This is a genomic window from Kosakonia sp. R1.Fl (assembly GCF_023516815.1).
Classification (GTDB): Bacteria; Pseudomonadota; Gammaproteobacteria; order Enterobacterales; family Enterobacteriaceae; genus Kosakonia.
This window is the reverse complement of sequence record NZ_JAMGSQ010000001.1, coordinates 4,540,413-4,561,917: the sequence shown is the minus strand read 5'-3', so window position 1 is coordinate 4,561,917 and position 21,505 is coordinate 4,540,413. Positions and strand designations below refer to the sequence as shown.

The 21,505-nt window shown below is 46.3% G+C and carries 23 protein-coding genes and 1 tRNA gene; 13 read left to right on the top strand and 11 right to left on the bottom strand.

Features of this window, described 5'->3' with window-relative positions; genetic code table 11:
• The first annotated feature begins 123 nt into the window (after positions 1-123).
• Positions 124-576, top strand: coding sequence for a macrodomain Ter protein MatP (gene matP, locus M8Q36_RS21605; RefSeq protein ID WP_065368857.1), 453 nt, complete (start codon positions 124-126; stop codon positions 574-576).
• A 74-nt stretch (positions 577-650) separates the two neighbouring features.
• On the opposite strand, the gene ompA is transcribed toward matP, so the two are convergent.
• Together ompA and sulA are read right to left on the bottom strand one after the other, a co-directional pair.
• Entirely contained in the window at positions 651-1,700 is a 1,050-nt protein-coding gene (gene ompA, locus M8Q36_RS21600; protein ID WP_017456226.1) for a porin OmpA, read from the bottom strand.
• Positions 1,701-2,067: 367 nt separating this feature from the next.
• On the bottom strand, positions 2,068-2,577 hold the full coding sequence (gene sulA, locus M8Q36_RS21595; RefSeq protein ID WP_020457271.1) for an SOS-induced cell division inhibitor SulA: 510 nt from the start codon (positions 2,575-2,577) through the stop codon (positions 2,068-2,070).
• Positions 2,578-2,795: 218 nt separating this feature from the next.
• Here sulA and M8Q36_RS21590 point away from each other — a divergent pair, with 218 nt between their 5' ends.
• The gene (locus M8Q36_RS21590) at positions 2,796-3,416 is read left to right on the top strand and encodes a TfoX/Sxy family DNA transformation protein (protein WP_249882321.1); all 621 of its coding nucleotides are present in this window, start codon (positions 2,796-2,798) and stop codon (positions 3,414-3,416) included.
• Here the strand turns inward: M8Q36_RS21590 and yccS are convergent.
• Together yccS and M8Q36_RS21580 are read right to left on the bottom strand one after the other, a co-directional pair.
• Positions 3,410-5,539 carry a YccS family putative transporter gene (gene yccS, locus M8Q36_RS21585; protein WP_249882320.1) on the bottom strand — a complete coding sequence of 710 codons (2,130 nt, stop codon included), beginning with the start codon at positions 5,537-5,539 and terminating at the stop codon, positions 3,410-3,412. The two genes, M8Q36_RS21590 and yccS, sit on opposite strands and share 7 nt — an antisense overlap.
• Positions 5,540-5,556: 17 nt before the next feature.
• Complete coding sequence (locus tag M8Q36_RS21580) at positions 5,557-6,003, bottom strand: YccF domain-containing protein (protein ID WP_249882319.1); 447 nt, start codon at positions 6,001-6,003, stop codon at positions 5,557-5,559.
• A 122-nt stretch (positions 6,004-6,125) separates the two neighbouring features.
• Here M8Q36_RS21580 and helD point away from each other — a divergent pair, with 122 nt between their 5' ends.
• A complete protein-coding gene (helD, locus tag M8Q36_RS21575; RefSeq protein ID WP_249882318.1) occupies positions 6,126-8,180 on the top strand; it encodes a DNA helicase IV in 2,055 nt (684 codons plus the stop codon).
• 30 nt (positions 8,181-8,210) lie between these two features.
• Here helD and mgsA read toward each other — a convergent pair whose 3' ends face one another.
• The gene (gene mgsA / locus M8Q36_RS21570; RefSeq protein ID WP_249882317.1) at positions 8,211-8,669 is read right to left on the bottom strand and encodes a methylglyoxal synthase; all 459 of its coding nucleotides are present in this window, start codon (positions 8,667-8,669) and stop codon (positions 8,211-8,213) included.
• Positions 8,670-8,806: 137 nt separating this feature from the next.
• Between mgsA and M8Q36_RS21565 the strand changes: the two genes are divergently transcribed.
• On the top strand, positions 8,807-9,220 hold the full coding sequence (locus M8Q36_RS21565; protein ID WP_017456234.1) for a CoA-binding protein: 414 nt from the start codon (positions 8,807-8,809) through the stop codon (positions 9,218-9,220).
• Between the two features lie 28 nt (positions 9,221-9,248).
• On the opposite strand, the gene hspQ is transcribed toward M8Q36_RS21565, so the two are convergent.
• Together hspQ and rlmI are read right to left on the bottom strand one after the other, a co-directional pair.
• Positions 9,249-9,566, bottom strand: coding sequence for a heat shock protein HspQ (hspQ, locus tag M8Q36_RS21560; RefSeq protein WP_017456235.1), 318 nt, complete (start codon positions 9,564-9,566; stop codon positions 9,249-9,251).
• A gap of 60 nt (positions 9,567-9,626) precedes the next feature.
• Entirely contained in the window at positions 9,627-10,817 is a 1,191-nt protein-coding gene (rlmI, locus tag M8Q36_RS21555; RefSeq protein ID WP_249882316.1) for a 23S rRNA (cytosine(1962)-C(5))-methyltransferase RlmI, read from the bottom strand.
• Positions 10,818-10,909: 92 nt separating this feature from the next.
• Between rlmI and yccX the strand changes: the two genes are divergently transcribed.
• Entirely contained in the window at positions 10,910-11,191 is a 282-nt protein-coding gene (gene yccX / locus M8Q36_RS21550; protein WP_045506776.1) for an acylphosphatase, read from the top strand.
• Here the strand turns inward: yccX and tusE are convergent.
• Complete coding sequence (gene tusE, locus M8Q36_RS21545) at positions 11,188-11,517, bottom strand: sulfurtransferase TusE (protein ID WP_086871984.1); 330 nt, start codon at positions 11,515-11,517, stop codon at positions 11,188-11,190. The two genes, yccX and tusE, sit on opposite strands and share 4 nt — an antisense overlap.
• A gap of 88 nt (positions 11,518-11,605) precedes the next feature.
• Positions 11,606-12,265 (bottom strand): FtsH protease modulator YccA, encoded by a 660-nt coding sequence (gene yccA / locus M8Q36_RS21540; protein ID WP_020457281.1) that lies wholly within the window; start codon positions 12,263-12,265, stop codon positions 11,606-11,608.
• 272 nt (positions 12,266-12,537) lie between these two features.
• On the opposite strand from yccA, the gene M8Q36_RS21535 reads away from it, so the two are divergent.
• Both M8Q36_RS21535 and M8Q36_RS21530 read left to right on the top strand, forming a co-directional pair.
• Entirely contained in the window at positions 12,538-14,166 is a 1,629-nt protein-coding gene (locus M8Q36_RS21535; RefSeq protein WP_249882315.1) for an ABC transporter substrate-binding protein, read from the top strand.
• 134 nt (positions 14,167-14,300) lie between these two features.
• Positions 14,301-14,388, top strand: a tRNA-Ser gene (locus M8Q36_RS21530).
• Positions 14,389-14,604: 216 nt separating this feature from the next.
• Here the strand turns inward: M8Q36_RS21530 and M8Q36_RS21525 are convergent.
• A complete protein-coding gene (locus M8Q36_RS21525) occupies positions 14,605-15,087 on the bottom strand; it encodes a YqeJ family protein (RefSeq protein WP_249882314.1) in 483 nt (160 codons plus the stop codon).
• Positions 15,080-15,934 (bottom strand): winged helix-turn-helix domain-containing protein, encoded by an 855-nt coding sequence (locus M8Q36_RS21520; protein ID WP_249882313.1) that lies wholly within the window; start codon positions 15,932-15,934, stop codon positions 15,080-15,082. The genes M8Q36_RS21525 and M8Q36_RS21520 overlap by 8 nt, the downstream gene beginning before the upstream one ends.
• Positions 15,935-16,529: 595 nt before the next feature.
• On the opposite strand from M8Q36_RS21520, the gene M8Q36_RS21515 reads away from it, so the two are divergent.
• Genes M8Q36_RS21515 through M8Q36_RS21490 form a run of 6 tightly spaced genes read left to right on the top strand, consistent with a single transcriptional unit; the run spans position 16,530 to position 21,445 of the window.
• Positions 16,530-18,239 carry a ShlB/FhaC/HecB family hemolysin secretion/activation protein gene (locus tag M8Q36_RS21515; protein ID WP_349654607.1) on the top strand — a complete coding sequence of 570 codons (1,710 nt, stop codon included), beginning with the start codon at positions 16,530-16,532 and terminating at the stop codon, positions 18,237-18,239.
• A 19-nt stretch (positions 18,240-18,258) separates the two neighbouring features.
• Positions 18,259-18,651 (top strand): holo-ACP synthase, encoded by a 393-nt coding sequence (acpS, locus tag M8Q36_RS21510; protein ID WP_249882830.1) that lies wholly within the window; start codon positions 18,259-18,261, stop codon positions 18,649-18,651.
• The gene (locus tag M8Q36_RS21505) at positions 18,644-19,399 is read left to right on the top strand and encodes an SDR family oxidoreductase (protein WP_249882829.1); all 756 of its coding nucleotides are present in this window, start codon (positions 18,644-18,646) and stop codon (positions 19,397-19,399) included. The genes acpS and M8Q36_RS21505 overlap by 8 nt, the downstream gene beginning before the upstream one ends.
• A 3-nt stretch (positions 19,400-19,402) precedes the next feature.
• The gene (locus tag M8Q36_RS21500; RefSeq protein WP_249882312.1) at positions 19,403-19,969 is read left to right on the top strand and encodes a 3-hydroxyacyl-ACP dehydratase FabZ family protein; all 567 of its coding nucleotides are present in this window, start codon (positions 19,403-19,405) and stop codon (positions 19,967-19,969) included.
• Positions 19,970-19,972: 3 nt separating this feature from the next.
• The gene (locus tag M8Q36_RS21495) at positions 19,973-20,254 is read left to right on the top strand and encodes an acyl carrier protein (protein WP_249882311.1); all 282 of its coding nucleotides are present in this window, start codon (positions 19,973-19,975) and stop codon (positions 20,252-20,254) included.
• Between the two features lie 30 nt (positions 20,255-20,284).
• Positions 20,285-21,445: an aminomethyl transferase family protein gene (locus tag M8Q36_RS21490; protein WP_249882310.1), complete on the top strand. Its 1,161-nt coding sequence runs from the start codon at positions 20,285-20,287 to the stop codon at positions 21,443-21,445.
• Positions 21,446-21,505 lie beyond the last annotated feature (60 nt).

Here is a 21,505-nt window from a genome sequence, read left to right as displayed (position 1 = left end):
ACATTGATTACACGCTTTCGCGACGCGAACACTATTGGCCTAAACGAGGCCGTGATTTCTTTTCAGCAGAGTTGGAAAAAACTGATATTCTGAACTGAGTTACACGGTCACGTTGAGAGCGCAATGAAATATCAACAACTGGAAAATCTCGAAAGCGGCTGGAAATGGAAGTATTTGGTAAAAAAGCATCGTGAAGGGGAATTAATCACGCGCTACATTGAAGCCAGTGCCGCTAAAGACGCGGTCGATTTATTGTTGACACTCGAAAATGAACCCGTACAGGTCAACGACTGGATTGGGCAGCATATCAATCCGGCATTGATTAACCGGATGAAGCAAACTATTCGCGCCCGCCGCAAGCGGCATTTCAACGCCGAACATCAGCATACGCGCAAAAAATCGATCGATCTGGAATTTGTGGTCTGGCAGCGTCTGGCTGGGTTAGCGCAGCGCAGAGGTAAAACGCTTTCTGAAACGATTGTGCAGCTGATTGAAGATGCTGAACACAAGGAGAAGTATGCCTCTCAGATGTCTACGCTGAAGCATGACCTGCAGGCATTACTCGGGAAAGAATAGGTGCGTATTATTCCAGGCTGTTATTTCAGGCAATAAAAAACCCCGCTGATGAGCGGGGTTTTTTAGACGGAAACTTAAGCCTGCGGCTGAGTTACAACGTCTTTGCTACCTTTAACTTCGATCTCTACGCGACGATCCGGTGCCAGGCAGTCGATCAGCGCTGCACGCGGTTTCACGTTGTCACAGGTGCTGCCGGTAACCGGGTTGGATTTGCCCATGCCACGTGCGGAGATTTTGTTAGCCGGGATACCTTTAGAAACCAGGTAATCAACTACGGACTGTGCACGTTTCTCAGACAGACCCTGGTTGTAAGCGTCAGAACCGATACGGTCGGTAAAGCCCAGAACCACTACGGAGCCGTCTTTCGGATCCAGGTTGCTCAGCTGACCATACAGCTGATCCAGCGCCTGCTGACCTTCCGGTTTCAGCGTCGCTTTGTTGAAGTTGAACAGAACGTCAGACTTCAGAGTGAAGTGTTTGGTCTGTACTTCCGGAGCCGGGGCCGGGGCCGGAGCAGCTACTACCGGAGCAGCGTCTTCCTGCTGGCCGAAGCGGTAGGAAACACCTACGCTCAGCATGCCGTTGTCCGGACGAGCACCAACGGTGTTTGCATCACCGATGTTGTTAACCCACTGGTATTCCAGGCGGGTAGCGATATCGCGGGTAACTGCCCACTCAACACCACCAGCGAAGACCGGGGAAACACCGGTATCGTGATCTTTGAAGCCCTGGTTGTTCTGAGCGTCTGCACGCCAAACCATACCACCCAGACGAGTGTACAGGTCCAGATCGTCAGTTACCGGGTAACCCAGTTTAGCAGTCAGCTGAACGCCCTGAGCTTTGAACGCGCCGTTAACGGTGTCGCCTTTGTACGGCATACGACCCAGCCAGTCATAGCCCAGTTCGAAACCTACGTACGGGTTAACCTGGTAGCCACCGAACGCACCAGCACCCAGTTGGCTTTCGTGGGTCGGGCCATCGTTCTGCCATACCGCACCTTTGTCATGATACTGGGACCAACCCAGTTTACCACCTGTATACCAGGTGTTATCTTTCGGAGCGGCCTGCGCTACGGTAGCGAAACCAGCCAGTGCCACTGCAATCGCGATAGCTGTCTTTTTCATTTTTGCGCCTCGTTATCATCCAAAAATCGCCATGGGAATCTCTTTAGAGAAGCCACGGTTAAATCCTTCACCGGGGGCATTGCTCACTGACAACTCTGCAGATATCTTTACCGATATCTTTGGCTTATGCCGAGCACCCCTGGCGATGTAAAGTCTACAACGTAGTTGGAAACTTACAAGTGTGAACTCCGTCAGGCATATGAAAAAAAAGGCTTTGTATACACAATATTTAACACTTCTGATGAATCTTTCGCCACGGCTATTTCCGTACAAAGCGCGCTACACAGGCTTTCACGCTGTATTTTGACGATAAATTTGAAGTCCTACTCTTACGCAAAAAATATCCTAGGAAAACTCCTAAATTTACTCAATGATACAAATTCGAGTGAATTTTTATCCCGGAAAGCTGTCTCGCAGCCAGAGGATCGTGGCGTACAGGTCGCATAACGAAGCCTATTGCATTGCCTTCTTCTGCCGCCATAGCTAATTGGCGATGTTCCTCAGCGGTGAGCTCTTCAGAATGCCAGCCAATAACGACGCTATAGTTACCGGTGCGTAATGCACGAATCATTGAGTCCAGTGTTACGCTTGGAGAAAGCTGGTTCACCTGCATCACCTTGGTGAGGGGTAATCCAGCGGATTGCACCCACTCACGGCTGAGTTTTTGTTGAGGCGTCAACCACAACTGCCAACGGGATTGTTGCCCGAGTTGCTGCAGCAAAGGCAGCAAAAGAAGCTGTGTCATCCAGGGCTGGTCCTCACGATAGACCATTTCGCTAATCAGCCCGGTAGTGATGCTTGAAGGCTCAACGTGGTTCAATTTGTTGAGTGTAGAAGCGAGTGTTGTCGAACGATTAGCATAGCCTGAAGTGTACATAAGCAATCCAGCCCTGTGAGTTACTGTATGTTTATACAGTAACCGTTACATGCTCAGAGATCAACCTCATTTTCTGAAACTATCTCGCATTTTTGTTTTGTCCCTGCCACGTAATGAAAAATTTGCTTGCCGTCTTGCTCACAGTTGCCTATGTTCCTGCGTAGTGGTTTCACTAATTTAAAACTGGCTTTTACTACGTGATTTATAAGGGAAAAATCATGGAAGACCTATCTTATCAACGGATATATCAGTCGCGCGAATACCTCATGCCTCTCGGAACAATTTGTCACCGCGCTCATTTTGGCGGTTACAGCTTGTCAGTGGATAAAACTGTTTTCGCTATGGTTGCCGAGGGGGAACTCTACCTTCGAGCTTGTGAAGAGAGTGCGCAATACACGGTTACGCAAGATGCTCCTTTGCTGATATTCAACAAACGCGGGCGTCAGGTTTCGTTAAATTATTACTTCGTTAACGAGAGCCTGTGGCGTGATCGCTCGTTACTTCTGCAACTTTCGTCACTTTCACTCGATGCTGCCCGGCGTGATAAGGTTCGGCGCAGTGCCAGAATGCGATTGCGCGATCTGCCTAATCTTACTTTTCAACTTGAAGCTCAACTCCATGAAGCGGGGGTACTGGATGCGCATACACTGCGGATGCTCGGGGCAAAAGTTTGTTGGCTTAGATTGAGAAAAACAAATAAGCACCTGAGCGCGAAAGTGCTTCTGGCCCTAGAGGGCGCAATTGTTGGGCTTCACGAGGCTGCGTTACCGGCGCCTCGACGCCGGGAACTGATGGAGTGGTTTAAGGGGGTGTTGAATAAAGGGGCAAATCCTTATTGAGTGATTTGGTTTTTCAGACGGCACACTTCAGGCAATAAAGCGATCAGCAGGCCAATCTGTTGCAGTACCAGTGGCTCTTTGCTATCCGGGCGCGGTTCCAGGTGTTTAATGCGTTGGGATAGATCGACAAGGGTATCCTGCACACGTTTTTGGTCTGCTGGTAGGTGATGCAGGGCATCGTCAACATAGCAGACTGCATCATCGAGCAAACGTAGGATATCCGGCTGGGTGAGTTGCTCACGATGTGCGCCAAGCGCGGAAATATAACTGGTAAAGGTATGATTCAAGCATAATAAACGGAACGCGGCATCGCGACGTTCAGGTGAGGTTCCGGGTTCGGAAGACATATTTGAAACGACCGATGCCAGTTCCGCATCACGGTTATAAGCATTACGTCTGGCGATGCGGTAAGCAAGCCGGTTATCGCGTCCCTGATGGTACTGTTCAAGGATGGCATCAAGGTAGCGGCAGTTCGCGTCGAAGGCTTGCTCAGTGACGCGGGGCAGGTGCCGAAAACGCCAGTCCGGCCAGATAAAACTCACCGCCGCCCAGGCGATCGCACATCCAATAAGCGTATCAATAATACGGGGAAGCGCGACTTCAAATCCTTCGCCCAGCAAATTAAAGCACAGCAACACCAGCAATGTGATAAACATCGTGGCATGCGCGTATTGCACTGTTCGAAATGCAAAAAACAGTACGCCGGTGATGACGATGAGTATTAGTTGCCCTTCATGTGAGGGAACGAAGTAAAGTACCGGCAATCCGATCGCAACGCCAATCAGCGTACCAATTACGCGTAATGTCAGGCGGTGGCGAGTGGCGTTATAGTTCGGCTGGCAGACAAAAAGACTGGTCAGTAAGATCCAATAACCATGCTGTAGCCCGGTTATTTGGATAAAAGCATAACCGATACATAACACCACCGACATCCGTACTGCGTGGCGAAAGAGTGCGGATTCTGGCGTCAAATTATTACGTAACCGCTGCCTTATGTCGTTAAAACCACTCAGACTATCGTCCGAAAGCTGATTTTCAGTGTCATTTGATAATGAGGGCTGTGGTTGCCCGGATTCAATAGTTGCTAACTGAGCGTCAATAGCCCTTAGGTTATCAAGAAGAAAACCAAGTGCTTTCATATGCTCCTGCGGCGTGATGCCATTAGCGCGAAGACGATCAAGCGCCGCGTCAAGGTGGATAAATGCCCGTTCGAAGCGAGAATCGTGTTGATACGGAGTGCGAAGCAAGATGGCGCGTGATAACTGAGCGCATGCATGCGATTGCATGGAAAGTAAGCGCTGAAAGCGAAACATTACATCGCTGTAACGGAAGTGTTCGCGCAGTGTTTGGTATTGAATATGTGACGAACTGGCTCGTTCGTGAATATCTTGCGCCGCAAAATAGTAATGCAATGTTTGACGTGTGCCGCGCTGCCCACGATCTCCGCGCAAACGCGTGAGCAACGTGGCTTTGGTTTGATTGAGCGTGTTCACTAACTGGCCATTCGCCAGTGCTAAATCATAGAGCGGTGCCTGGCTATCATCTTCAATATCCGGGTCAAAAAGACGTGATTTTAGTTCAAGATAATGCGCCAGTTGTTCATAGCAGCGCGCCAGGTTGTCTTGTAGGGCGCGAATGGGGAAAACCAGATGTCCGACCAGAGTAAGCAAGTTAAACCAGATGGCCCCGGCCAATAGCAGCAGTGGTTGCTGATACCACTGTTCGAAAAGGGAAATTCCCAGCATGGTATAGACCGCAATAAGCAGCGCACCAAAAGCAATGGTGGCGTAACGCTGTCCGAGCCCGCCAAGCAGGATGAAACCAATGGTGGATGTCACAAGACCAAGCGCAAACAACCATGGCCACGGGAAGAGTAACTCCACAGATGCAGACGCAATAAAAAAGCACACCAGCGTAATTATCAGGTTTTTCAAGCGTCCCGTCAGACGGTCATCAAGGTCGGCAAGTGCGGCGGCAACGACGCCAAGCGTTAACGGGATGGTCAGTTTCACCTCACCGAGTAGCCAGGGCAGCAAAGCAGTCCCGCAAAGCGCAATAAAAATTCTGACGTTATAGAGCCAGGCACTGTTCCATGTATAACGGCGAAGCAGAGGACTTAACATAATGACAAGCGATCCGATTATTGAAAACGACGGTGCGCATTGGCTTCGCGGGCAGCGCGAGCGGTTTCTACAGATACCACCCGACGGCCAACTGGCCACAGTGCAATCGCAGCGATTTTAAAGTTCGCGACGCCAACGGGAATGCCGATGATGGTAAGACACTGCGCGATACCGGCGGTAATATGCATAATGCATAGCCACCAGCCAAACAGAATAAGCCAGATAATATTCAATACTGTTCCACCTGCATTTAACAGGCTGTTTTTGCTCTGCGGTTCGAGTTCATCAATGTGAATGGCTTCATTTCCCCAGGGGATAAATGAGAGCTTTGTGATTTCCCAGCAAGAGCGCGTCAACGGCAGAGTGATAATGAGCAGGGCGCTAATTATTGTCGCGAGTAGCCACCCGAGTGTTGTGGCGAAACCACCAAGCACAAAATTTAGAATATTCAAAACAGTACGCATAAAACCTCAGTACAAACTGGTCGGTAGTGAATGCCGGTAATTGTAACGATTATTTGGGCTGGAGCGCCAATTCTCTGGCAGGTAAACTGGCAATTATTGTCACAAGTTGAGAACGATAAGTCATGGAACTGAAAGCGACCTCACTGGGAAAACGTCTGGCGCAACACCCGTATGATCGCGCAGTCATTCTGAACGCCGGCATTAAAGTGGCAGGTGACAGACACGAATACCTTATCCCTTTCAATCAGTTGTTGGCGATTGAATGCAAGCGTGGGTTGGTGTGGGGAGAAATGGAATTTCAGCTTGCCGACAACAAAGTGGTTCGTCTTCACGGAACGGAATGGAGTGAAACACAGCGTTTTTACCATCTCTTAAATGAGCGCTGGAACCGGTGGAGCGCGGAAATGAGTGAGGTCGCGGCCGGGGTTTTATCTGAGCAACTGGCGCTGATTTCCGGGCGTATTGAGCCAACGAAATGGCTTACCCGCAAGCAACTACAGGGGCTACAGCAGCAATTGCAGCAGGCGTTTGCTGCATTGCCGATTCCAACAAGCCGATTAGCGGAGTTTGATAATTGCCGTGAGCTTTGGCGTCAGTGCCAGTCGTGGCTGACGGATGTTGAGAAGCGCCGGACAGAGCACAATCAAACTTATACTGAAACCATGGTTGCTCAGTACGCTGCTTTTTTTGAGCAAGTCGAAACATCTCCTTTAAACCCGGCGCAGGCGCGGGCCGTGGTCAACGGTGAGCACTCTTTACTTGTGCTTGCTGGCGCGGGGAGCGGAAAAACGTCGGTGCTGGTGGCCCGAGCAGGCTGGTTGCTGGCTCGTGGCGAAGCCTCGGCGGATCAAATCCTTCTGCTCGCGTTTGGTCGCAAAGCTGCCCAGGAGATGGATGAGCGTATCCAGCAACGGCTACATACCGAAGAGATTACCGCGCGCACTTTTCATGCGCTGGCGTTGTATATCATCTCCCAGGGAAGCAAAAAAGTGCCCGCTTTAAGCGAGCTGGAAAATGATACGTCGGCTCGCTTGTCCTTGCTAACAGACACCTGGTGCCAGCAGTGCAGTGAAAAGAAAACACAGGCGAAAGGGTGGCGTCAGTGGCTGGAAGAAGAGATGGAATGGGAAGTTCCTGAAGGCAATTTTTGGGAAGATGCAAAATTGCAACGCCGCATCGCTCCACGTCTCGATCGCTGGATTGGACTGATGCGTATGCATGGTGGTGCACAGGCGGAGATGATCGCCGGCGCACCAGATGACGTTCGTGATCTGTTCAGTAAGCGCATTAAACTGATGGCGCCGATTTTAAAAGCGTGGAAAGCCGAGCTAAAGTCTGAAAACGCCGTCGATTTTTCCGGGCTGATTCATCAGGCAATCAATGTGCTTGAAAAAGGGCGTTTTATTAGCCCATGGAAGCATATTCTGGTTGATGAATTTCAGGATATTTCACCGCAGCGCGCGGCTTTGCTGGCTGCGTTGCGTAAGCAAAACTCACAAACGACGCTGTTTGCTGTCGGTGATGACTGGCAGGCAATCTACCGTTTCAGTGGCGCGCAACTTTCCTTAACCACCGCTTTCCATGACTATTTTGGTGAAGGCGATCTCTGCGCGCTGGATACGACTTATCGTTTCAATTCACGCATTGGCGAAGTGGCGAATCGCTTTATCCAGCAGAACCCATGGCAACTTGCAAAGCCGTTGAATAGTTTGAAAACAGGCGATAAAAATGCAGTGACGCTGATGGCGCAGGATCAGCTGGATGCGCTATTAGATAAGCTCAGCGGATATGCAACGCCGGAAGACAGGATCCTGGTTCTGGCCCGTTATCATCACGGAAAACCTGCCGTTCTGGAGAAAGCAGCTACCCGCTGGCCGAAACTTCAGCTCGATTTTACGACTATCCACGCCAGTAAAGGGCAACAAGCGGATTATGTAATTGTGGTGGGGCTGAAAGAGGGCGCGGATGGTTTTCCTGCCCCGGCGCGTGAATCCATTATGGAGCAAGCCTTGCTGCCGCAGGTGGAAGAGTTCCCGGATGCGGAAGAGCGGCGATTGTTGTACGTCGCATTGACGCGCGCACGCCATCGCGTCTGGCTGTTGTTTGATAAAGATGAACCGTCACGCTTTGTCGACACGTTAAAATCGCTGGATGTGCCAGTTGCGCGGAAACCGTGAAACGAAGGCGGCCGCTGCGGCCGCCAGGACTTATTTCAGACGTTCAGCGAGATAACGTTGGTAGTCCGGAATGAGGATATCGACGCTGTTATTAAACTGCGGCGAGTCGATAATAAAATCAGCGGTAGATAAATTGGTGGCAACCGGGATATTCCACACTGTGGCAAGACGTAAGAGAGCTTTCACGTCAGGATCGTGCGGGACAGCATTAAGCGGGTCCCAGAAGAAAATCAGTACGTCGATTTTGCCTTCTGAAATCAACGCGCCGACTTGCTGGTCGCCGCCCATCGGGCCGCTCAGCATAGCGTTGACTTCAAGGCCGGTTGCTCGCTGAATCAAATTTCCGGTTGTACCCGTTGCATAGAGCTCATGCTTGGTCAGTACTGGTTGGTGACGTTCCACCCATTTCATTAATGATTGCTTGCAGTGGTCGTGTGCGACCAGTGCAATATGTTTGCGCACGGGTAAGGTGCGAGTGGTTGATTCCATAATCCGCTTCCGTCAGTGGTTTTCGCTACAGATTACTGGAAGCGTCTGATGCTGCAAGAGAAGTGAATAAAAAAATCCGAAAATGGTCGAGTGGATCTGTTTGATTTACACTTTGGTGACATCGCCGGGAGGAAAACATGAAAGAAACCGATATTGCCGCTATTTTACAGTCGACCCAAACTATTGCGCTGGTTGGAGCAAGTGATAAACCCGATAGACCAAGCTATCGCGTAATGAAGTATTTGCTGGACCAGGGTTATCATGTGATTCCCGTCTCGCCGAAAGTAGCAGGCACTACCCTTCTTGGGCAGCAGGGTTATGCAACGCTTGCTGATGTGCCAGAAAAGATCGACATGGTGGATGTTTTTCGTAATTCGGAAGCGGCGTGGGGAGTTGCTCAAGAGGCGATTGCCGTTGGTGCGAAAACGCTTTGGATGCAATTAGGGGTGATTAATGAACAAGCCGCCGTGCTGGCGCGTGAGGCGGGGTTAAGTGTAGTGATGGATCGCTGCCCGGCGATTGAGATCCCGCGGCTCGGTCTGGCGAAATAAAAAATACCCCGCATCTGGCGGGGTATTTTTAGTTGCGCAGGCGCGGAGCCTGAAGCTGTCGGCGAATGGTTCGCGCCAGTTCGTCCATGGATGGCTGCTCCGGATGCTCATCCGTAATTTCGCTTGTCAGCTGTGCTTCTGCCAGATATGTGTGCACTGGCTGACCATCATCATCTTCCATCACGACATGATACCAGGGCAGCGCGCGGAGTTCGTCGTTCACCGCCAGTTCGTCTGCTGACGGCTCGTCCAGTGAATACTCAGGATCGATATCGACCACTACGCCAAGATACCCCAGCAGTGAGTGGCGAACTTGCTGACCGATACCGAATTTGCTGGCAATCATTGTCACCTCCCGGGAACCTTACATACCCGCAGATATGCGGGCGCAGTTCCAAATTTCAAGTTACATGACGCGGCAGGCAAACCCTTTCAGATACAGCCCTTCCGGGTAGGTAGCGATCACAGGATGATCGGCGGCCTGACGGAACTGTTCTATAAATTGTACATCACGACCAGCATCTATTGCGGCGTCAGCAATGATTTTCTGAAATAAATCTGTGGTCATCAAACCGGAACAGGAGAAAGTGAGCAGTACACCGCCGGGATTCAGGAGCTGGATCGCCAGCATGTTTATGTCCTTATAACCGCGACAGGCGCCCATCAACTGACTTTTGTTTTCCACGAACTTTGGCGGGTCCATCACGATGACATCGAAAGTTTCGCCCTGATCACGATATTTGCGCAGCAGTTTGAATACGTCGTCGCGAACAAATTCTGCTTTGCTTAAATCCAGCTCGTTCAGCGTAATGTTCTGTTTTGCGACATCCAGCGCTTCCTGCGAAGTATCCACACTGACGACCTGGCGGCATCCGCCCATCAGCGCGGAAACAGCAAAGCCGCCGGTGTAGGAAAAGCAGTTTAGTACGCGTTTGTCTGCCACGTAGCGACGTGTTGCCAGCCGGCTGTCGCGCTGATCGAGGTAGTAACCGGTTTTATGCCCGCCCTGAATATCGACAAACAACTTCATGCCGTGCTCTTTGATAGGCAACAATGCGGGCGGCAGTTCGCCGACCACCAGCCCTTGCGCGAGTTCCAGCCCCTCTTTTTTACGCACGGCAACATCGCTGCGATCGTAAATTGCACATTGTGGATAAAGTGACTGGAGTGCTGAGATAATGGCTGGACGCTGGTATTCTGCACCTGCGCTAAGAAGTTGAAGAACAAGAAAATTACCGAAACGATCAATGGTTACGCCTGGTAACCCGTCTGATTCGCCAGCAATCAGGCGATAGCTGTCGAGACCATCGCGTTGCGCCAGCCAATCTCGCCACTGCTGCGCTTGTTGTAGGCGACGGGTGAAGAACGCGATATCAATGCTTTCATTTTTATCGAAAGTCCAGACGCGAGCACGAATCTGCGATGCAGGAGATAATGCTCCACGCGCCAGCCACTTGCCCTGATGATCGACGATATCAACTGTTTCACCGAGGCTGGCTTTGCCTTCCATTCGCGCTACCGCGCCGGAGAAAATCCAGGGATGACGGCGAAGCAGGGATTTCTCGCGCCCTTTGGCTAACACTAAACGTACACTCATATTCGGCTATTCTATAAACTGAAGAAAATGGGCGCTATTGTCACGGGTTCACCGGGCAAATGCAACGAGCCTGAGTCGAAAGGGGGTCAAAGATGGCACATGTCTGCACAATCGCCTGGGTACACGGAATGGTGCAGGGCGTCGGGTTTCGTTATAGCACGCAGCACGAAGCACAGAAGCTCGGTGTGACGGGGTATGCACGTAACCTTGATGATGGCAGCGTCGAAGTGGTTGCCTGCGGCGACGAGCATGCAGTGAATCAGCTGATTGCATGGCTGAAAGCAGGGGGACCGCGTAGCGCCCGGGTTGACAGAGTTCTTGCCGAACCGCATCAGCCCGGCAGGGAATGGACAAACTTCGGCATTCGCTATTAGATGCACTTCACCGGTTTTGGCAAACCAGCGATCTTTGTCGCCTGTTTAGCAGGCCCTTTGGGAAACAGACGGTACAAATAGCGGCTATTGCCTTTCTCTTCGCCAAATTTATTCGCCATCGCTTTTACCAGCATGCGAATAGCGGGAGAGGTATTGAATTCCAGGTAAAATTCACGCACAAAGCGCACCACTTCCCAGTGCTCAGGAGAGAGAGTTATGTTCTCTTTCTCAGCGATGATAGGCGCTAAGGTTTCGCTCCACAGCGTAGTGTCTTTTAGATAGCCTTCGCTATCGGTTTCGATTTCTTTACCTTCAAAGATCAACATAATTTTTCGCAGCGTTAGTCAACAACGGCGGGAGTGTAGCAAAAAACAAAGCCCCGCATAAGCGGGGCTAATCGGGAGTCAAGATTGTTTAATCCCGGTTGGCGAAGCCCAGGATACTCAACAGGCTAACAAAGATGTTGTACAGCGACACATAAAGGCTGACAGTGGCGCGGATGTAGTTGGTTTCACCGCCATGGATGATATTGCTGGTTTCATACAGGATGGCGCCGCTGGAAATTAGGATGAATACAGCGCTGATTGCCAGGTGCAATGCTGGCAACTGCAAGAAGATGTTAGCGACCATGCCAATCAGTACCACCACAACACCCGCCATCAGCATGCCACCGAGGAAGGACATATCCTTGCGTGTCGTTAACACGTATGCGGAACAGCAGAAAAAGACCAATGCAGTGCCGCCGAGTGCCAGGCCAATCAGATCGCCCATTCCTGCTGAAAGATAGGCATTAAGCATTGGCCCCAGGATATAGCCGAGGAAACCAGTGAACGCGAACGCAGCCAGAATACCTGTCGGTTTGTTCGCCAGCTTATAAGTTAGGAACATTAAACCGTACATCCCAACCAGCGTCAGGATCAGGCCCGGAGAAGGCAACATTAATACGGTGCTGGCAGTCGCCGTAATTGCGGAAAACGCCAGCGTTAAGCTTAAAAGGAAATAGGTGTTACGCAGAACTTTGTGCGTACTTAGCAGGGAAGTACGGTCACGCGATGAAGTAATAATACGATCCATGAGTCACTCTCTTATGACAGATGTAATTGTTTGCAGAGTCTAAAAAAGTCTCGCTTGCTGACAAAGTTGTTTTACCCATCTTTACTCATAAAACCTCGGTGCTGACAGAGTGTTTCGTGCGCAGAAATGCGCGCTACTCAGCATAAAGGGATAAATGTGAGACAGATCCATATTGGTGTCTTATATGTCACTGAAATCTATTGCTATATAACTATTGGGGCGCTAAGAGTGTAATCGCGTCGTGACAAAGTACATTATTAAGGCGAAAGGACATGAAATCACAAACACGTAACCACATTGCACTTTCATTATTGACTATCGGCATTCTGAGCGCATGTTCTGGCGCGTTTGCAGCAACGGTACCCGCAGGAACAACGCTTGCTGAAAAACAGGAGCTAGTGCGTAACAATGGCAGCGAGCCTGCATCGCTGGATCCACATAAAGTGGAAAGCGACGTTGAGTTCAACATCATTAGCGATATTTTCGACGGGTTGGTTGCAGTTAAGAGAGATGGAACCATTGAACCTCGGCTGGCGGAAAAATGGGAGAACAAAGATAACACCGTCTGGATTTTCCACTTACGCCCGGGGATTACATGGTCTGATGGTACGGCGATCACGGCAAAAGATGTGGTCTGGAGCTGGCAACGTTTAGTTGATCCGAAAACGGCATCCCCTTATGCCAGTTATCCTGGAAATATGCATATTGTTAATGCCGCTGATATCGCGCAAGGTAAAAAAACGCCTGATACGCTTGGTGTGAAGGCATTAGATGATTCAACGCTGGAAGTCACTTTGACGCAACCTACGGCATCTTTCCTACCGATGCTGGCGCATCCATCTTTGGTTCCGGTAGACAGCGTGTTGATCAATCGTTTTGGTGATAAATGGACAAAGCCGGAACATATTGTGACGAGTGGTGCTTATAAGATCACCGATTGGGTCGTTAATGAACGCATTGTTGCCCAACGCAATACCCGTTATTGGGATAATAAAGCGACGGTGATTAATAAGGTCACTTATCTTCCTATCAACGCTGAAACTGCGGACGTTAACCGCTATAAAGCTGGCGAGATTGATATTACCTACACTATTCCTGTGAACCAGTTTGCGCAGTTGAAGAAAACGTTAGGCGATCAGGTGCATGTTGCGCCGCAACTGGCGACTTATTATTACGAGTTTAATACCACTAAGCCGCCATTTAACGATCCCCGAGTACGCCGCGCACTCAATATGGCGCTGGATAAAGATGTCATCGCGGATAAAGTCATGGCACAGGGACAGCGCCCTGCATGGGTAGTGAGCCAGCCAGAAATTGGCGGTGTGAAAATAGCATCACCTGACTACGCATCATGGCCGCGGGAAAAACGACTGGCCGAAGCGAAAAAGCTCCTTAATGAAGCTGGCTTTAATGATGAACACCCACTGAGTTTCAGCCTCCTGTATAACACGATGGAAACACATCAGCGGATTGCGATTGCCGCCAGCTCAATGTGGCAAAAAAATCTTGGCGTTAATGCAAAACTGCAAAACCAGGAGTGGAAAACCATGCTCGATACCATGCATACGGGTAATTTTGATGCGGTACGGTATGCATGGATTGCAGACTATGCTGATGCAGCCACTTTCCTGAATAATTTCCGTACTGGGGACAGTGAAAACACGAGTAAATACAGCAATCCGGCGTATGACGAAGCCCTGAAAAGTGCTGCGAAGGCAAAGGATATTGCTGAGCGTGGTAAATATTACCAGCAGGCAGAGGATATCCTTGGAAAGGATGTTCCGGCTATCCCGGTTTATCATTATGTTCGTACGCATTTGGTGAAGCCTTGGGTGGGTGGGTTTGCGCCCGATAGCCTGGGGGTATACCTGACAAAAGATATGTACATTGAGAAACACTGATCTTAGATGCGCTGAATAAACGGTCATTGTGCTGGTATTTCAAGCTAACAACACGATTTTGATGGTTTTTCAGGCAAACAAACATTCCCGGGCTTTACATGAGACTCGAGGATGTTTATAGTGCGCCTCACACCGGAAGTGTGGCCGAGCGGTTGAAGGCACCGGTCTTGAAAACCGGCGACCCGAAAGGGTTCCAGAGTTCGAATCTCTGCGCTTCCGCCAAATATAAAGCCCCCAGCTTACTTAGTAAGCTGGGGGCTTTTTTGTTGCGGGAAAATAAGCTCTGGGTGCATTCACGCCATTCTTAGGCTTGCATAGGGAATGTGTGAATTACATTGATGTTCAATCAGCTCTGCTGTTGTTATTAAAGATGAAAGCAGGGGAGGACTGGTTTGGTCGTCCCCATCATGCAAATTTAATGACCTTCGCTTACTATTTTTAGCGGGCGCAAAAGAACAGCGGCCGTTTACCAATGGTGAAGAGAAATCCTTGCGAGCCCTGAGGATGGATTGAATACGTGATGCTTTTATTCGGATAAACGTAAAAGCCGGGCAACACAGTAGCGATGACTTTATCCGGTAAGGTTTCCAGGCTATCGACTTTGTTTATCCCGGATGAATGAAAGTTATAGGTATCGTGATTTTCGGTCCAGGTAAAAGAGATATCTCTTCGTATAGTTCCTTCTGGATGAGTGTTTTCCAGATAACTTCCGCTTACCGAAACGATTCCACTTCTTTTTTCGTTATTGTACATAAAATCGAAAGTAATGTTGGCTTGTGTACCTTTATGAAAAACAATCATAGAAGCGCTGCAACTTTCAGCACTTCTATTTTTTATAAGCAATGAGTAATAAAAATATCCCGCCACAATCCCCACGCTTATAAAAATCAGACTTAGAAAGAAGATTGCTTTTTTAGTCACCGTTAACTCCCCTTATTAAAAGTGAAATGCATGCTGGCGATGATGTTGTTGAGAATTTATTCTTGCAGACTAAAGCCGCGAGTGATGGAGAGGTCGGTGAGGTTGGAAAATAGACCCAAGGGTAGTTTTTACAATTCAAACCAGAGTCTTTAATAAGAGATTTATACTTCAGATAATATTCATTGTTATCATGGCTATCATCCTTAGTGTAAAAATGGCAACCATCTTCCTTTTCAATAAATTTATAACTTTCAAAAAAATCAGCATCGTTTTTAATATTCCATGTCAGGTAAACTACGAGCAGACCTATGATAAATGAGGATGAAGCGGCGAAAATTCCATTCGACATTGCAAATGGCTTCTTTTTCTTAATCGTACGAGTGTCTGTTTCTGCGGGAAGAACTTGCTCGCTCACATCATCCTTTGGCTGATTAAGCACCTCAGGAATGTTATAAGTTGTTTGATAACTGGTAGTAGAAACAGGGAAAGGTGTAGCCGGTTCGTTATCGTTTCGTTTGGAGATTTTTACACTATCATCTATCTGAAAACCTTTCCGGGGAATGGTTGCAATAAGTCTTCTGTCTGTCTCACCAACAGCACGCAGTCCACGGCGAACAATGGATATATTTTGGTAGAGCGTATTCGTTGGAACTAACATTCCTTCTTCTTCCCAAACTTTCTTAAAAAAATCTTGTTGAAGTACAATATCTGGAGATGCTTCAAGCAGTAAGAGAAGGCAACGGCTGGCAGGCGATGTAAGAGTGACATTCATTTCAGGATTATTTACTGAGGACAGTCTTTTCATTCCCGGTCTGAATTCAATGTTGTCGTTGATAATCCAGTACATATATATTCCAAAGCAGCCAGAGGCTGTGTCCTTTATTAGCAATGTATGTAATAGGTTAAAATGTCAGGTTATTAATTTCAGCATAACAATAGATGTATTGCTATGTTTTTTACAACAATTAATGCCGTCGGTCTGATGGTTTCATCGTAGATTGGTTAATAATCAGTGCTATTGACAAAAAGATTCTAAAAAATCTTGATAGCAAGGTAGATCCTTCTGAGTGTTCGGGGTCGGTATATATCTTAAATTTAAGTTTGTTGCTTTAAGATCTTATTTAAGAGAGCGGGAGTGAAGGGTTTTTCTTGCGAGAATATATATTTATAAAATATATGATTGCTTGATGCTAATGCATGATGTTTCGTTATGTGGTGTTTAAGGTCGGAGGGGGACAGGATTCTCACAAAATAGATGTTTTAGCACTTTATTAGGCGTTGAAATGATTGTTAATCCACCAGTGGTTAGCCTAACAATAGCAAGAGTAATTCATTGAATGCATAGTTCTTAATTATATATTATGTTAATAACATTACCATGTTAACAATGTTTGATGTTTAACGGATGTTGATTTTCCTTCTTTAAGGATAATTAAGTTGTTTTGGCTGTTGTTATGAAGATAATTGCCGGCGTTAGACGTTCTCATACTTTTAATTTTCTTGAGGTAATGGAAATCAAATTTTATTTTTTAGCTTTCATTTTGCTATGCAGTGCTCGTGCGTATGCTGATACTCAGTTAGAACGACTAGCCAAAGAACAGCAAAAAAATGATAATAACACCACTCTGGAAAACCGGATTGATAAAAAAGATGTTTTTTCGAAAGTTGAAGATAAAAACGTTATAGATTTCAAATTACCCGCTGAGGAAGACTGTTATCCTATTGCAGAACTCATCCTCGAAAACGAATTTTTGGGTAATAAAATGATTCGAAATATAAAGGATGAGATATCGAACACCTGTCTTGGGACGAAAGGTATTGAGTATGTTGCTACGTACTTGCAGGATTATTATATAAAGGCCGGATATGTAACAACACGCGTCGATATTCCTGTGCAAAATCTAAAGGCAAAAAAGTTACAACTGAATATTTTAGCAGGAAAGATCAATAAGGTTATCATTGCAAAAGATGACATCAGAAGTTGGATCCTGCCATTTACATCAGGTGATATTCTTAACCTGCGAGACATTGAACAGGGGCTGGAGAACTTGCAGAAAGTTCCAGGCGTTGATGTTAAGATCAATATCGTGCCTGGACATCGCGTCGGTCATAGCGATATTGTTATCCACACTAATCGTAATAAATTATGGAATATCAGGACGACGTATAATAATTGGGGTGATAGAAGTACAGGAAAGATGCTTACTGGTATTTCAGGTTATTTGTACAACTCTGCAAGGCTTGGCGATCTTTTTTATTTGGCAGGTACCAGCAGTACAACTGGCGGATATAAAAGTATCAGCGCTTTTTATAGCATACCTGTGGGTTTTTGGGATTATGAAGTTTTCTACAGTAGCAGCATGTCTCGCCAGCGTGTTGGACTGAGCTATTGGGATTTAGACTACCAGGGGAAAAATCAATACCTTAGTTTGAAAGGAACCCGAACCTTTTTCCGCAATACGGACAAAAAAATAACCGGGAGTGTAGAAATATTAAGGCGCAGATCTGCGTATCAATTAGGTGGCGTGGATTTAGCGCTGCAAGAACGCGATATGGGTAATCTGCGCCTTGGGCTAAATTTTAAACAAAATTTACAGGATGCGACCCTGGACTCCTCTCTTAGCTGGCAACGTTTTATGACTTGGTTAGGGGGTGAGAAAACACCAGATATGGTGTCAGGCGATGTGAATTCTAAAAGCCAAATTTTTAACCTGAATACAAGCTATGTTAAATGGTTCAACGCTCAGCCTTTACGCTATTGTTATGAATTAAATATGGGTGCTCAATTTTCGCAATCACCGTTAACATTACAAGATCAATTTACAATAGGTAACCGGTGGAATGTTAGAGGCTTTGAAACCAGTGCGGGATTAGACGGAAATAAAGGATTCTATATCCAGAATACATTCCATTTCCTTATCGGGGATTATAACTCTGAGTTATATTTTGGCGCAGATTATGGACAGATTTTAGGTGAGGTATACCCACAAAATGCTTTTGATGGGAAAAGGATAATCGGGTCAATCATTGGCATTAAGGGAGCAATTAAATCACTAGGATATGATATTTCTTTATCAGCTCCCTTAATAACCCCGGCGGGCCTCGTTGAAGATCGATTTATATCTAATTTTAATATAACTTATCAGCTGTAATCTTATGGCAAATGCAGGAATACGTATCGGTACTGATATCGTTGAAGTAGAACGGATTATCAACGCGATTAACAATGGCGGAGTGTATTTTTTACAGCGTGTATTTACAAAAAAAGAGATAATAAAAATTAATGCCAATGAACCAAATTTTGAAAGGGCATCCGGATTCTGGGCTGCGAAAGAATCAATTGTTAAAGCGCTTGGTTGTGGTTTCCGGAATGGAGTGTGCTTTAAAGATATTGAGATAAATCATGATGAATATGGTTGTCCCTCATTTTTATTTACTGGAAGATTAAACGAAGTAATAAAGGAAAGTGGTGTTGTTGACGTGTCACTTAGCATATCGCATTGTCGTACTCATGCCGTAGCTGTATCTGTTGTTAACTCAATTGTGTGTAATGGAAATGTATAAATATAATGATCTAAAAGGCAAAACAGTTTTGATATCAGGAGCCAGTGGTGATATTGGTATTGCCATTTGCGAAAAATTTCTGGAACAAGGATGTGAAGTCTACGCATTGTATAATACCAATGCGGATCGTTTAAACGAGCTAAAAGAAAATGACTCAGCAGGGCTAAGGTTAAATATATTACAATGTGATATAGCTGATCCTGAAAAGGTGGCTATATTAATGAAGTATTTAAATACTAAAGTAACGAAAATCGATGTATTAGTGAATAACGCCGGTATTGTTAAAGATAGTCTATTTGCGTCAATGACTTTTGAGGACTTTAGTACTGTTATTGATACAAATATGCTAAGTACTTTCAGATTAACGAAGGAAGCTTTAATGCTGCTGCGATGTTCTGAAAGCCCCGCGATTATCAATGTTGCGTCTATAGCAGCTGTCATTCCAAGTGTAGGCCAGGTTAATTACAGTGCGTCAAAAGGTGCTTTGCTCGGTTTTACCAGAACATTAGCCGCAGAATTGGCCCCTCGAGGTGTGCGAGTGAACGCAGTTGCACCTGGAATGATTGAATCGAGGATGGTAAAGAAAGTTTCTCGTACTGTGGTGCGTGAGGTTACTCATTCCATTCCTTTGAAACGTTTAGGGCAGTGTCAGGAAGTAGCAAATACAATTGTGTATTTAAGCTCTTCTGCCGCCAGTTATATTGTTGGCCAAACCATCGTGATCGATGGTGGCCTGGTTATGCGGTGATTTATGTCCAGATATTCTATTCCTTCTAAACTTTTTCTTGAAATGGGCGGGTGGCGGCAACCCTTATTAATGGTCGACAGAATAGATGATTATAAATATGGGGAAAATGGGTATGTGCAGATCGTAAAGCATATTACTTATAATGAACCCTATTTACTTGGCCACTTTCCAGATGATCCTATCATGCCCGGTGTTCTCATTGCGGAGATATTTGGTCAGGCAAGTGAGTATCTTTCATTTATTACTGATGTTTGCGATATTTATTTTGAAAATTTTGGTGTTGAATTAAAAAATTTACGAGATATTTATGCGAAGATCCATCAACAAGAGTTGTTGGATATCATTCGAAAAAGACGTTCGCAAGTGCGTGGCGTATTAGCAGCACAAAATTTAAAGTTTAAAGATATTGCTTATCCGGGAGATACAATCGAGGTCACAAGCAAGCTGGCATTTTCAGATCCAACTGGGTTTAAGCACTATTCCGTGACGGCTAATGTGGGTAAGAAGTTAATTAGCCAGGGAACAATAATTAACTACCGTGAAGCGAAACACATCATTAATGGGACATAAACAATGACAACTATGCATGATAATATCCAGGAACGTAAAAATGTACTTTTCACAATCAAAACCGAAATCATCCAGCGATTAAATATTCAAAGGAATGAAACGCAAATTGATGACGATACACCATTATTCGGTAACGGTTTAAAGCTGGATTCAGTAGACGCGACAGAAATTATTGTTTTACTTGATAAGGTCTTTGATATCCAGGTAAGTGAAGGAGACGATCCTTCTTACATGCGTAGCATTAATAATTTGGCATCATTTGTTATTACAAAAAAACGTTCCTGACTTTTTGATCAATTTACCCGAAGAGGTTTTATGAAGTCTCTTAATGATTTGCATTTGGAAAACAATGCCCGGATGGGCATTTATAATAATCACTCTGTTCCCGTAGCGTATCACGACCTTGCGATTGAATATAAAGCAGTCAGAGAAAATGCCTTACTCGTCGATTATTCACATATGTCTATCGTTAGCGTGATGGGAGATGATGCATGGGCTTTAGTGAATCATATGGCCTCTGCAGATATCTCAATCATTCGCGATGAGCAAGGTATCTATTCATTGGTATTAAATGAGGATGGAACCATCCGTGGGGACATGTATGTGCTCTGTACCTCTGACGGTTATTACCTCCTTTCTGAAAACATCCCGGCGCCGGAGATAATCGAACGTCTTACTTCAATTTTAGAAAGCAGTGAAGAACTTGATATCGTTGAACTGCCTGCGATTAACTCTATGGCAGATAGCGGTTGGGGTGCTATTATGCTGGAAGGGCCTTACTCCTGGGAAGTTATGTCAGAAATATATGGCTACGACATTATTGGTTTACCTTATTTTGAATACATTAATGAGGCCGATGAACTGATCATCTTCCGCTGTGGAAAACATGGCGAATTTGCCTATATGGCCATTGGTCAGGAACCCGCTCTGGTGAAATTATGGGAAAACATCCTTTCGATGAGTGATAAATATGAATTGAAAACGGGTGGTATTCAGTACCAGGATATTGTTCGTCTTGAAAACACCGGCTGGGATGAAAGTATTTTTTCCGGGTATAGCCAAAACCCGATTGAGCTGCAAATGCAATGGGCAATTCAATACGATAAAGAAAATTTTATTGGCAAGTCAGTGATAGAGCCACAGTCCCATAACCAGGGGGAGCGTAAACTCGTTGGTATGCTCCCAACTGCAGAGTGCAGTGGTATTAAATCTGATGATAAAGTTTTGGTTGAGGGTAAAGAGGTTGGCATTATTGTTAAATCCGGTTTTTCCCCTGCGCTACAATCTTTTATCGCGCTAGCTTTGATTGATAATGACTATGCTTTGGCGGATATCCCAGGGTTTGAAATTTTAACGGCGGAAGAAAATATCCCTGCCAGAACACAAAGTGTGCCGTTTTTATATAATTTAAGTATGTTGGTTAATCCGGCTGAACATAGTTTTATTGATTCGTCAAAGTCAAAGCGAATTATGTAACTCTAATAATTAAAATAAAAGTAAAGCGACAGATATAAATATGTTGCTTTACTTTGGCTA